The sequence below is a fragment of the Streptomyces glaucescens genome, assembly GCF_002154375.1.
Taxonomy (GTDB): domain Bacteria; phylum Actinomycetota; class Actinomycetes; order Streptomycetales; family Streptomycetaceae; genus Streptomyces; species Streptomyces glaucescens.
Genome location: NZ_MUND01000402.1, coordinates 1 through 11666, shown reverse-complemented (window position 1 = coordinate 11666; position 11666 = coordinate 1). Strand labels below are relative to the sequence as shown.

Annotated in this window: 9 protein-coding genes and 1 pseudogene; 3 read left to right on the top strand and 7 right to left on the bottom strand. The window is 71.1% G+C overall.

All coding sequences use genetic code 11. The annotated features are described in order from the left end of the window. Positions 1-162: 162 nt before the first annotated feature. Complete coding sequence (locus tag CCN42_RS25000; protein ID WP_086738987.1) at positions 163-600, bottom strand: MarR family winged helix-turn-helix transcriptional regulator; 438 nt, start codon at positions 598-600, stop codon at positions 163-165. A 154-nt stretch (positions 601-754) separates the two neighbouring features. Here CCN42_RS25000 and CCN42_RS24995 point away from each other — a divergent pair, with 154 nt between their 5' ends. Beyond that, positions 755-937, top strand: coding sequence for a ribbon-helix-helix protein, CopG family (locus tag CCN42_RS24995; RefSeq protein WP_086738986.1), 183 nt, complete (start codon positions 755-757; stop codon positions 935-937). A gap of 42 nt (positions 938-979) precedes the next feature. Here the strand turns inward: CCN42_RS24995 and CCN42_RS24990 are convergent, their stop codons facing one another. Further along, a complete protein-coding gene (locus CCN42_RS24990) occupies positions 980-2431 on the bottom strand; it encodes an NCS2 family permease (RefSeq protein ID WP_086168756.1) in 1452 nt (483 codons plus the stop codon). Positions 2432-2544: 113 nt separating this feature from the next. On the opposite strand from CCN42_RS24990, the gene CCN42_RS24985 reads away from it, so the two are divergent. Together CCN42_RS24985 and CCN42_RS24980 are read left to right on the top strand one after the other, a co-directional pair. Next, positions 2545-2814 carry a DUF2530 domain-containing protein gene (locus tag CCN42_RS24985; RefSeq protein ID WP_107427641.1) on the top strand — a complete coding sequence of 90 codons (270 nt, stop codon included), beginning with the start codon at positions 2545-2547 and terminating at the stop codon, positions 2812-2814. 158 nt (positions 2815-2972) lie between these two features. Further along, on the top strand, positions 2973-5366 hold the full coding sequence (locus CCN42_RS24980; protein ID WP_086738984.1) for an HAD-IC family P-type ATPase: 2394 nt from the start codon (positions 2973-2975) through the stop codon (positions 5364-5366). Between the two features lie 13 nt (positions 5367-5379). Here the strand turns inward: CCN42_RS24980 and CCN42_RS24975 are convergent, their stop codons facing one another. The 5 genes and pseudogenes from CCN42_RS24975 to CCN42_RS24955 form a co-directional block, all read right to left on the bottom strand. Next, positions 5380-6285: a DUF5707 domain-containing protein gene (locus CCN42_RS24975; protein ID WP_086738982.1), complete on the bottom strand. Its 906-nt coding sequence runs from the start codon at positions 6283-6285 to the stop codon at positions 5380-5382. Positions 6286-6464: 179 nt separating this feature from the next. Further along, positions 6465-7400: a hypothetical protein gene (locus CCN42_RS24970; protein ID WP_086738981.1), complete on the bottom strand. Its 936-nt coding sequence runs from the start codon at positions 7398-7400 to the stop codon at positions 6465-6467. 220 nt (positions 7401-7620) lie between these two features. After that, a complete protein-coding gene (locus CCN42_RS24965) occupies positions 7621-10752 on the bottom strand; it encodes a sacsin N-terminal ATP-binding-like domain-containing protein (protein ID WP_086738979.1) in 3132 nt (1043 codons plus the stop codon). A 54-nt stretch (positions 10753-10806) separates the two neighbouring features. Continuing rightward, positions 10807-11142, bottom strand: coding sequence for a DUF397 domain-containing protein (locus CCN42_RS24960; protein WP_086738977.1), 336 nt, complete (start codon positions 11140-11142; stop codon positions 10807-10809). Then, a pseudogene (locus CCN42_RS24955) lies at positions 11139-11666 on the bottom strand (DUF5753 domain-containing protein); the annotation flags it as partial. The pseudogene CCN42_RS24955 and the gene CCN42_RS24960, both read right to left, overlap by 4 nt.

Below are 11666 nucleotides of genomic sequence, written 5' to 3'. Positions count from 1 at the left end.
GAACAGGCGGTAGTTCCTGATCTTCAGCGAGCTGAACATGGAGGCCTTGGCCTTGCGGGGGGCCTCGGGGGCGGATGCGGGGTCGTGGGTGGTCGGTGCGGGGGCGGAGTCTGCTCCGGATCCCGTACTCAAAAGGGTTCGCCTCCTCCTTGCGACTGCTGCCTACAGGTGCGCGAGCTTCTCCAGCACGGGGGCGGCGGCGCGCAGCTTGGCCCACTCGTCCTCGTCGAGGCCCTCCACCAGGGTGGCCAGGAAGGCGTTCCGCTTGCGGCGGCTCTCCTCCAGCATGGTCTCGGCCTGTTCGGTCGGCGTGACCACCTTCTGGCGCCGGTCCTCGGGGTGCGGCTCCAGACGGACCAGTCCCTTGCCCTCCAGCAGCGCGACGATGCGGGTCATCGACGGCGGCTGGACGTGCTCCTTGCGGGCGAGTTCGCCCGGTGTGGCCCTGCCGCAGAGGGACAGGGTGCCCAGCACCGACATCTCGGTGGGGCTCAGTGACTCGTCGACCCGCTGGTGCTTGAGCCGACGGGAGAGCCGCATGACCGCGGAGCGCAGGGAGTTCACGGCGGCGGTGTCGTCGCCATGGTTAAGGTCCGGCATGTTCTTTAGCGTAACTCATTACCCTCGCTAAGGACCACTCGAACAGCCTTCCCCTCCCGTGACACGTACCACGAAAAGCCGATCAGCACCCGAAAGAGTGATTCGGAAGAGGAATGTCATCCACCACCCACGGTGTGCGCCGACCCTCGTCTCCATGGGGACCAGCGTGCTCAGCCTGCGGATGGACGGGGAACTGCTCGAACGGCTCCGGCGCCACGCGGCGAAAAGAGGAATGAGCGTCCAGGACTATGTCGTCCGGACGCTCATCCGCGATGACTTCGACGAGCGCTTCCAGGCCGCCGTCGAGGAGACCGAGAAGTTCTACGGGGTCACCTAGGGGGTGTCGTCACACCCCCGTCCGCCCCGCGCGCGGCACGGCTCAGGTGAGACCGAGCGCCGGCATCAGGTAGTAGAAGGCGAAGACCGCCGACACCGCGTACATCGCCGCCGGGACCTCCCGGCCCCGCCCGGCCGCCAGCCGCAGCACGGCGAAGGTGATGAAGCCCATGCCGATGCCGTTGGTGATCGAGTAGGTGAACGGCATCATCAGCATCGTCACGAAGGCCGGGACGGCGATCGTGTAGTCCGCCCAGTCGATCTCCTTGACCGAGCCCGCCAGGATCAGGAAGCCCACCGCGAGCAGCGCCGGAGTGGCCGCCTGGGACGGGACCATGGTGGCGATCGGGGTCAGGAAGAGCGCCACGGCGAACAGACCGCCGGTGACGACGTTGGCGAAACCGGTGCGGGCGCCCTCGCCGACCCCGGCCGTCGACTCCACGAAGGCAGTGGTGGCCGAGGAGGAGCTGGCGCCGCCCGCGGCGACCGCGATGCCGTCGACGAACAGGACCTTGTTGATGCCCGGCATCTGGCCCTGGGCGTCGGTCAGCTTGGCCTCGTCGCTGACGCCCATGATCGTCCCCATCGCATCGAAGAAGCACGACAGCAGCACGGTGAAGACGAACAGGACACCGGTCAGCACGCCGACCTTCTCGAACCCGCCGAACAGGCTGACCTCGCCGACCAGGCCGAAGTCCGGGGTGGCGACCGGGTTGCCCGGCCACTTCGGGGTGGTCAGACCCCAGGACGGCACCTTGGCGACGGCCTCGATGACGACCGCGACGACGGTCATCACGACGATCGAGATCAGGATCGCGCCGGGCACCTTGCGGACGATCAGCGCGAGGGTGAGCAGGGCGCCGAGGATGAAGACCAGCACCGGCCAGCCGTTGAGGTGGCCGTCGCCGCCGAGCTGGAGCGGGACGGTGGTGTGGGCGGCGTCCGGGATCCGGGAGACGAAACCGGAGTCGACCAGACCGATCAGCATGATGAACAGGCCGATGCCGATGGAGATCGCCTTGCGCAGCCCGAACGGCACCGCGTTCATCACGCGCTCGCGCAGGCCCGTGGCGACCAGCAGCATCACGACGAAGCCGGCCAGCACGACCATGCCCATCGCGTCCGGCCAGGACATCCGGGGCGCGAGCTGGAGCGCGACCACGGAGTTCACGCCGAGACCGGCGGCGAGCGCGATCGGGACGTTGCCGACGACACCCATCAGCAGGGTGGTGAACGCGGCGGTCAGCGCGGTCGCGGTGACCAGCTGGCCGTTGTCCAGCTGGTTGCCGTACATGTCCTTCGCGCTGCCCAGGATGATCGGGTTCAGCACGATGATGTACGCCATCGCGAAGAAGGTGGCCAGACCACCACGGACCTCGCGCGCCAGGGTGCTGCCACGCTCCGAGATCTTGAAGTAGCGGTCGAGGGCGCCGTACGCGGACGCCTTGCCCGGCTGCTCGGGCGTGGGGACCTTGGCGGGAGCCGAGGTGGTCATTTGTGGTTTCCTACGAGCAGAAGTGGTCAGAGACAAACGGTTTCAGTATGAACATATGAGTCCTTGATTGCCATCTCCGCGCGTAGACCCGATCCGCGCCTAGACTGCTCGGCATGGCCCCCATCTTTTCGGGATCCCCCAAACACGAGGCGCCGGAGCCCCTGGAGGGCCCCGTGGTCGCCACCATCACCGGCGGCACGATCCTCTGGTTCGTCCTCTTCCTGGTCCAGCTCCCCTTCTACGGCTGGTTCGACGAGCACGGGCACACCTGGTGGGTGTGGACCTGCCTGGCCGGCGGCGGCCTCGGCCTGATCGGCATCTGGTACGTCCGCAGGCGGGACGCCGCCCTGAAACGGGCCGCGGCACGGGAGCGGACCTCCTAGGGGGTGTCGTCAAACACCCCCTAGGGCACCTCTTCCCGGAAGGGCCCATCCGACCCGTACGACCGTGGCGGGACACCCCGGGACACCTCTCCTCCCCTGGTCGGATCTTCCGCGCATTCGGCGAGTGAAGCCCCGGGTCCGCACGTACCGTCGAATGCATGACCCACATCGACGCGGACGCCCACCCCGGGCCCGCGCGCCCCCTCTCCGCGGTGCGGCCCGGCGGGCTGACGGCCGCGGAAGTGGCCGAGCGGGTGGCGCGCGGACAGGTCAACGACGTGCCGGTGCGCAGCAGCCGGTCGATGGCGGACATCATCCGGGCGAACGTGTTCACCCGCTTCAACGCGATCATCGGCGTGCTCTGGGTGATCATGCTGTTCGTCGCGCCGATCCAGGACAGCCTGTTCGGCTTCGTCATCCTCGCCAACACCGGGATCGGCATCGTCCAGGAGTGGCGGGCCAAGAAGACCCTCGACTCGCTCGCCCTGATCGGCGAGGTGCGGCCCACCGTGCGCCGCGACGGGGCCGCCGCCGAGGTCGGCACCTCGGAGATCGTCCTGGACGACGTCCTCGAGATCGGCTCCGGCGACAAGGTCGTCGTCGACGGGGTGTGCGTCGAGGCCGACGGCCTGGAGATCGACGAGTCGCTGCTCACCGGCGAGGCCGACCCGGTGGTCAAACGCCCCGGCGACCGGGTGATGTCCGGCAGCTTCGTGGTGGCCGGCGTGGGTGCCTTCCAGGCCGTCAAGGTGGGCCGCGAGGCCTACGCCGCCCAGCTCGCCGAGGAGGCCTCCCGGTTCACCCTCGTCCACTCCGAGCTGCGATCCGGCATCTCCACCATCCTCAAGTACGTCACCTGGATGATGGTCCCGACCGCGATCGGCCTGATCATCAGCCAGCTGGTGGTCAAGGACACCGACTTCAAGGACTCCATCGCCCGGACCGTCGGCGGCATCGTGCCCATGGTCCCCGAGGGCCTGGTCCTGCTCACCTCCGTCGCCTTCGCGATCGGCGTGATCCGGCTCGGCCGCAAGCAGTGCCTGGTGCAGGAGCTGCCCGCGATCGAGGGCCTGGCCCGCGTCGACACCGTCTGCCTGGACAAGACCGGCACCCTCACCGAGGGCGGCATGGACGTCACCGAGCTGCGCGTCCTGGGCGGCCACGAGGAGGCGTACATACGCCAGGTCCTCGGCGCCCTCGGCGAGTCCGACCCGCGCCCCAACACCTCCCTCCAGGCCGTCATCGACGCCTACCCGGACGTCGAGGACTGGCGCTGCACCGAGTCCCTGCCGTTCTCCTCCGCCCGCAAGTACAGCGGCGCCTCCTTCAGCGAGGGCGACGGCGAGACCAGCACCTGGCTGCTGGGCGCTCCCGACGTCCTGCTCGGCCCCGACGACCCGGCCCTCACCGAGACCGAGCGGCTCAACGAGCAGGGCCTGCGCGTCCTGCTGCTCGCCCGCGCCGCCGGGGACGACCTGGACTCCGCCGAGGTCGCCCGGGGCGCCAAGCCGGCCGCCCTCGTCGTCCTGGAGCAGCGGCTGCGCCCGGACGCCGCCGACACCCTGCGCTACTTCGCCGAGCAGAACGTCCGCGCCAAGGTCATCTCCGGCGACAACGCGGTCTCCGTCGGCGCGGTCGCGGGCAAGCTGGGCCTGAGCGGCGGCGTGGTGGACGCGCGCTCGCTGCCCGAGGACCGGGAGGGCATGGCGAAGGTCCTCGACGAGGGCACGGTCTTCGGCCGGGTCACCCCGCAGCAGAAGCGGAACATGGTCGGCGCGCTCCAGTCCCACGGGCACACGGTCGCGATGACCGGTGACGGCGTGAACGACGTGCTCGCGCTGAAGGACGCCGACATCGGGGTGGCGATGGGCTCCGGCTCGGAGGCGACCCGGGCGGTGGCGCAGATCGTGCTGCTGAACAACAGCTTCGCCACCCTGCCGTCGGTGGTGGCTGAGGGCCGGCGGGTGATCGGCAACATTACGCGCGTGGCGACCCTGTTCCTGGTGAAGACGGTCTACTCGGTGCTGCTGGCGATCCTGGTGGTCTGCTGGCAGGTGGAGTACCCGTTCCTGCCCCGCCACCTCACCCTGCTGTCCACGCTCACCATCGGCGTCCCGGCCTTCTTCCTGGCGCTCGCGCCCAACAAGGAGCGGGCGAAGCCGAACTTCGTGCGGCGCGTGATGCGGTACGCGATCCCGGGCGGCGCGCTGGCCGCGCTGGCGACCTTCGCGACGTACCTGATCGCCGGCCACCACTACTCGGGGCCGGGCGCGCTGGACGCGGAGACCAGTGCCGCCACGCTGACGCTGTTCCTGATCTCGATGTGGGTGCTGGCGATCATCGCCCGCCCCTACACCTGGTGGCGGATCGCGCTGGTCGCGGCGATGGGCGGAGCGTTCGTGGTGGTGCTGGTGGTGCCGTGGCTCCAGGACTTCTTCGCGCTGAAGCTGGTCGGGGTGACGATGCCGTGGATCGCGGTGGGCATCGCGGCGGGAGCGGCGGCCGCCCTGGAGCTGCTGTGGAGGTGGGTCGGCCGCCGGTTCCCCGCGTGAGGGTCCCCGAGGGTTACTGCACGTCGACGAGGTCGCCCGCGGCGTTCACGGCCGGGACGGCGACGTTGCCCGCGAAGCTGTAGCGGTAGTAGCCGTCGGCGGACGCCTTGACCGTGGTCTTCAGGACACCGCCGGCGGCCGACTTGACGGTCTTCACGGTGGTGTAGCTGGTGGCGTTCTTCGTGCGGAACTGCAGCTTCACCGACTGGTTGGCGTACCCGGAGTACTTGTGGGTCTCCCAGTTGGCGATGGACAGCTTGCCGGCCACGGTGAGGGTGGCACCCTTCTTCACCGGCTCCGGCGTGGCGTCGACGGTCAGCAGGGAGGCGCGCTGGATCAGCGCGGTGCCGAGGTTGCCCTGGTCGGCGTAACCGACCTTGGTGATGTCGAAGTCGAAGCCTTCCGGGTCCTGGCCGTTGTAGTCGATGGCCAGGGCCGCGCCCTTCCAGGTGCCGGCGTCGCGGTTGAGCAGGTCGTCCTGGGCCGGGTAGATGTCGATCTTCCCGGTGCAGGCGGCGGTGGTGGCCGAGGTGGCCTTGCAGGTGGCGGGGTTGTTGCCCGCCAGCGGCACGGCGGTCGGGGCGTCGAAGCTGCCGCGGTACAGGTAGGGGGCGGTGAGGAAGTCGGCGGACTTCACGTCGACGTCCGCGCCGTGGGTCAGGGTGTAGGTGACCGTGCGGGAGACGTGGGCGCCGGTGCCGACCTTGATCTCCTTGGCGACCTTGAAGTTGGAGAAGGTGACGTTCAGGTCGTACGGCTTCCCCGGGGCCCGGTCGTTCGCGGCCCGGGCGATCTTCGCGGCGTCGGCGCGGTAGTCGCCGTCCTGGGCGGTCCCGCCGGCGGCCTGTGCGGCCGGGACGGCAAGGGCGGAGAGGGCCAGGGCGCCGGAGACGGCGGCCACGGTGGCTCGTATGCGCATGCGTTCCCCAAGTGAATGTTCGTGAAGTCGAGTCATGACTCAAGTGGTCAGATGGACTTGAGGGGCGGGTGGTTGCCCGGGCCGGGCACGACGGCTGAAAAACGCGTCCGGACGCGGAAAGGCGCACGGCCCCGGATGGCGTCCGGGGCCGTGGTCGCGGCGGATGCCGCGGGAGGTGTTCAGCGCACGTCGACGAAGTCACCCGCGGCGTTGACGGCCGGGGTGGTCGTGGTGCCCGCGAAGCTGTAGCGGTAGTAGCCGTCGGCGGACGCCCTGACCGTGGTCTTCAGGTTGCCGTAGCTGTTCGTCTTGATCGTCTTGATCGTGGTGTAGCTGGTCGCGTTCTTCGTGCGGTACTGGAGCTTCACCGACTGGCCGGCGTAGCCGTTGTACTTGCCGGTCTCCCAGTTGGCGCGGGAGAGCTGGCCGGTGACGGTGAGGGTGGCACCCTTCTTCACCGGCTCCGGGTTCGCGTTGACCGTCAGCTTGGAGAAGCGCTGCAGACGGGTCGTGGCCAGGTTGTCGGCCTCGGTGTAGCCGACCTTGCTCCAGTCGGGCTCGTCGGCCATGAGCTGGTCGTTCCAGTCCACGGCGTAACCGACGGCCTTCCAGGTGGTGGCGTCCGCGTTCATCAGGTCGCCGTCGGCCGGGCGGATGTCGACGGTGCCCTTGCAGGACGCGGTCGTCGCCGAGGTGGCGGTGCACACCGGGTAGTCGTCGCCGATCAGCACGTTGACCGGCTTCTCGAGGGTGCCGCGGTAGATGAAGACGTCCATCTCGAAGTCTTCGGCGGTCAGGTCGATGTCCGCGGCGTGCGTCACCTTGAAGGTCAGCGGCACGGTCTTCTTGGCGGTGGTGCCGACCGCGATCGGCTTGCCGCCGTTGACCTTCACACCGGAGAAGGTGAGGTTCAGGGCGTAGGGCGTGCCCTCGTCCGCGGCGGCGGCGGAGAAGGCGCTGCGGTCCGACCCGGCGGAGGCGGCCTCGTGGGCGGCCAGCACCGAGGCGACCCGGTCACCGCGGCTCGGGGCGTCGGCGGCCTGTGCGACCGGCGCGACGACGACGGACAGGGCGAGGGCACCGGAGACGGCGCCGAGGGTGGTGCGGATACGCATGTGTCTTCCCCGTGGAGAGAAAGGGGCCCCGCCGCCCGTCGAACCGCACGGCTGGTGAGGTGCGTACGGGGCCCAAGTGATCACGGAGTCTGTTGACTCGCATGATCAGATCCATGGCGCGGGCCAATGGTTGTACGTCCGGTGAGGAATTCGTGCGAGGAATCGCGAGATCCCTCACCGGCCCGCCCCGCGACGGTGGTGCCGGCCGTACCCAGCGGTGTCAGTCGAACCAGCGGTCCCGCGCCAGCTCCTCCGTCCGTGACGGGTCCTCCAGCAGCGCCGCGACCTCGAAGCGGCGCGGCCACTGCCCGGCCGCCCAGGCCAGCCCGGCGGCGACCCCCTCCAGGGTGGCGGCGTGCAGCACCCCGTCGGCGGTCACCCGCCAGTCGATCTCCACGCCGTCCACGACCAGTTCCTCGTGCTCGACGTACGACCGGGGCGTACGCGGCCCGAGCAGTGTCCGCACCGCGTCCGGTACGTCGTGCCCGGTGCCCTCGCTCGTCACCTCCCCGGTGACCGACTCGCTCAGCCGCCGCACCTGGAACAGCTCGGCCAGCTCGGCGGCCCGGCTCGGGCGCACCGGCAGCAGCGGCACGCCGCCGGTGAACGGCAGCAGGTCGGGCGAGTCGACGACGACCGCGTCGGCGGCGTCCACCACCTCCACCCGCCCGTCCACGACGGCCCGCAGCTCGTCCGGCAGCGTCACCTGGTCCGGGTCAAGCTCGGCCAGCGCCCCGTACAGTCCGTGCAGCTGGGCGGCGGTCACCCGCCGCTCCGGGTCGGCGAGGCGGTCCAGCAGCTCCGCCGCGCCGCCCGGCTCGTCGAGCAGCGCGGCCACCGAGGTGCGCACCCCGAGCGCCCGCAGCACCTGCTCGTCGTCGAACCCGGTGGCGTCCGCCTCCTCGTACAGCCCGCGCAGCAGCGGATCACCGCCGGCGGCGAGCAGTCCGGCCGGGCGCCGGCCGTCGAGCACCGGGTGCCCGCGCAGCCACCACGCCGTGTACGGCCGTACGACCTCATGGGTGCCGTCGGGCAGCAGGATCCGCACCGGCTGGGTGAGCGCGTCGCGCAGCGGCGGCCGGGCGAGCAGGGCGAGCGCCTGCGGCCACTTGTCGTCGTCGACGAGGTCCAGGTCCCGTACGGCGACCAGCTCGGTCGCCACCGGCGGCACCGGCGTGTCCGGGAACCGGTCCAGGATGTCCTCGCACCACACGTCCACGGCGTCCAGCAGCCCGGGGTCGTCGGGCTCGGCGAAGTCCCCGTCCCGGGGCTCCAGTTCGTCCGGGTCGAGGACCACGTCCGTGGCCCGCACCAGCGCGAAGTCCGCCAGCACCCCGCACGCGGCGAGCGGCGCCTCACCGAACCGCTCGGCCAGCTCGGCGTCGAGGAAGGGCAGTTCGCCCTCCCGCATCACCCGCGCGAAGGCACTGTCCGGGAAGACCAGCTCACCGGCCGGGGTCAGCTCCCCCTCCTCGTCCGGCAGCGCGAGCGCGCCCAGCCACGGCTCGTCACCCGGCTCCAGACCCGCCTCCCGCACCAGCGTCAGCACGGTGTCGGCCAGCTCCTCCGCGTCGAGCGCGTCCTCCTCCCAGCCCGCGCCGCCCCCGTCCTCGTCCAGGGAGGCGGCGACGGCGGCCCGCACCTGCGGGGTGGTCAGCACCGCCCGCGGGGTCGCCGGGAGCGCGCCCAGCTTCTCCAGCAGCGGATGCGCGGCGTCCGGATGGGCCACCTTCAGCCCCAGCCGGGCCAGCACCTCCGGATCGGACACCGTGGCGTCGGCCAGGGGCAGCAGCACCCGCCGCGGCCCGATCGTCGTCCGCATGTCGGCGAGCGGCACCGGCAGCCCCGACAGCCGGTCCGGGTCCACCCCGGCGAGACTGTCGTAGAGCCGCCACCACCAGCCCGGCTCCTTCTCCAGCCCGGCCAGCCGGTCCACCGCGTCCGTCAGCGGCACCCGGGCCACGCCCAGGGTCCGCAGCTCCACCCGCCGCTCCAGTCCCGCCGGAAGCAGCGTGGGCAGCACCTCGGCGAGCACCCGCACGGTGTCCGCCCCGGCGCCCTCCACCACCTCGGCGTCCCGGGGCCGCAGCGACTCCGGCACCTCGCCGTCGCCCTCGACGGGCGGCAGCGCGGGCGGCAGGAACGACGTCCGGGGCAGCCGGGCGAGGATCGCCTGTCGCAGCGCCCCGTCCAGCTCCCCCTTGCCCAGCGGCCCGGGCACCAGGTCGATGATTCCGTCCGTCACCGGCCGCCAGTCCGCCAGCAGCTCGGCGTAGGCGTCCGCCGCCCGCTCCACCAGGAAGTCCGTGAGCGGGCCGGGCGCGGCGTGCCGCCGGGTGGTGTCCAGCGGGAAGGAGGCGATGAGCAGCGCGGGCACGCCGAGGGGCTCGTCACTGGGCGTCGGAGCGTGCACGACCGGCGCGGTCCGGGGCCGCGCGGGCGCCCCGCTCCCCTGCTCCACGGGCACGGCCCAGGTGACCGACCAGTACGGCCGCAGCCGCTCCTCGACCGGCCGCCCGGCGAGGAGACCGGGCTCCACCGAGCCGTTCGCGGACGAGGTACGCCAGGTCGTCGTCCCGTCCCGCGAATCCTCCACGACGGTCAGCGCGCCCTCGGCCCGCCGCCACAACGTGCGCGGGGCGTCGTCCCCGATCTCGACGACGACCTCCTCCAGCCCCGGCAGGGTGAGCAGGAGCGCGTCGTCGACGGCGTGCAGCAGCCGCTCCGCGAGATCGGCCGCCGCCGCGTCCCGCAGCGGCAGGATGACGGCCGTGTCGTACGGCTCCGGCGCCCGCCCCTCGGCGGCGAACGGCAGCCGCAGCAGCGGCACGTGCCCGTCCCGCCGTCGGATCTCGTCACCCAGCCCCGGGCTGTGCCGCGCCACCTCGGCGGCCAGATCCCGCGCCTCGGCCAGCGACCAGCGCACCCCGCCGTGCCGCCCGACGACAGCGGGCTCGTCGGTCACGGCGAGCACGGCCGCGAACCCGACGCCGAACCGCCCGACGGCCCGGTCATGGGTGTCACGCTTGGCGGAGGCCCGCAGCGTGGACAGGGACTCGACACCGGCCGCGTCCAGCGCGGCACCCGTGTTCGCGGCGACGAGCACCCCGTCCCGGAGGGTGAGCCGGAGCCGGCCGGGCACGTTCGCGCGCGCTGCGGCATCGGCGGCGTTCTGCGCCAGCTCGACGACGAGCCGGTCCCGGTACCCGCCGAGGACCAGGTCCTCCTCGGCGTTGGCGTCCTCCCGGAACCTCGCCGGACTGGTCGCCCACGCGTCCAACACCCCACGCCGCAGCCGCCCCGTCCCGAACGGATCGGCCCCCTCGGCCGCCGGCCGCACGTACTTGCTCACGTTGCCTTCTCCTCCTCGACGAGAGGACGAAGGTACCGCGAGCGAAGGCCCCGCCTAGCCGCGGGACGCGTACACCAGGAAGTCCGTCCAGGCCTCGGGGGCGAGGGTGAGGCGAGGGCCGTCGGTGTGCTTGGAGTCGCGGATGTGGATGGTGCGGAGGGTGGTGGCGACCTCTACGCAGGAGTCGCCCTCACTGCCGCTGCTGTAGCTGCTCTTGCGCCAGTCGAACGCGACCTCGACGCAGGAGTCGCCTTCACTGCTGCTGCTGTAGCTGCTCTTGCGCCAGTCGAACGCGACCTCGACGCAGGAGTCGCCTTCACTGCTGCTGCTGTAGCTGCTTTTGAACCACGTCAGCTGGGAGCCGTCCCCGGCCGTGATGTTGCGGATCATGTCTCCCCCAGCAGTTCTTCGATGAAGACCCTCGACTCACGCGGGGTGAGCGCCTGAGCCCGGATGATGCCATATCGCAGTTCAAGGATACGGAGCTGTTTCGGCTCTTCGACGGGTCGTCCATTGGCCAAAGCCGGGGAACGGCCTACCAGCCGTCCTTGAACTTCAGCAGCTCGATGCTCCCGTCCACACCTGCGTGCTCTTCGCGATTCATCGGCATCACCTGAAGCTCGACATGGCGCAGCTGCGCCACCTCCAGCAAGTGCTCCAGCTGGCGGCGGAGCAGCGCCCGCCCGCCGATCGGACGCCGCAGCGTCCACTCCTCTAGGACAAAGCCAAGCTCGGGAGCCGACTCCCGCTCGAAGACCGACTTGCGGGACATGCGCGCGGCGAAGAACCGCTCCACCTCCGCCTCGGTGTACGCGGGGCGCCTCATCATGAGCAACGTCCGCGTGTAGTCAGGCGTCTGGAGCAGTCCGTGGACGATCAGCGGCTCGTAGAGCTGCATCTCGACCGCCTTGGCC

Excerpts from the sequence above, each read along its gene's own strand:
- CCN42_RS25000 (WP_086738987.1), bottom strand. The coding sequence starts at position 600 with ATGCCGGACCTTAACCATGGCGACGACACCGCCGCCGTGAACTCCCTG.
- CCN42_RS24995 (WP_086738986.1), top strand. The coding sequence starts at position 755 with ATGGGGACCAGCGTGCTCAGCCTGCGGATGGACGGGGAACTGCTCGAA.
- CCN42_RS24990 (WP_086168756.1), bottom strand. The coding sequence starts at position 2,431 with ATGACCACCTCGGCTCCCGCCAAGGTCCCCACGCCCGAGCAGCCGGGC.
- CCN42_RS24985 (WP_107427641.1), top strand. The coding sequence starts at position 2,545 with ATGGCCCCCATCTTTTCGGGATCCCCCAAACACGAGGCGCCGGAGCCC.
- CCN42_RS24980 (WP_086738984.1), top strand. The coding sequence starts at position 2,973 with ATGACCCACATCGACGCGGACGCCCACCCCGGGCCCGCGCGCCCCCTC.
- CCN42_RS24975 (WP_086738982.1), bottom strand. The coding sequence starts at position 6,285 with ATGCGCATACGAGCCACCGTGGCCGCCGTCTCCGGCGCCCTGGCCCTC.
- CCN42_RS24970 (WP_086738981.1), bottom strand. The coding sequence starts at position 7,400 with ATGCGTATCCGCACCACCCTCGGCGCCGTCTCCGGTGCCCTCGCCCTG.
- CCN42_RS24960 (WP_086738977.1), bottom strand. The coding sequence starts at position 11,142 with ATGATCCGCAACATCACGGCCGGGGACGGCTCCCAGCTGACGTGGTTC.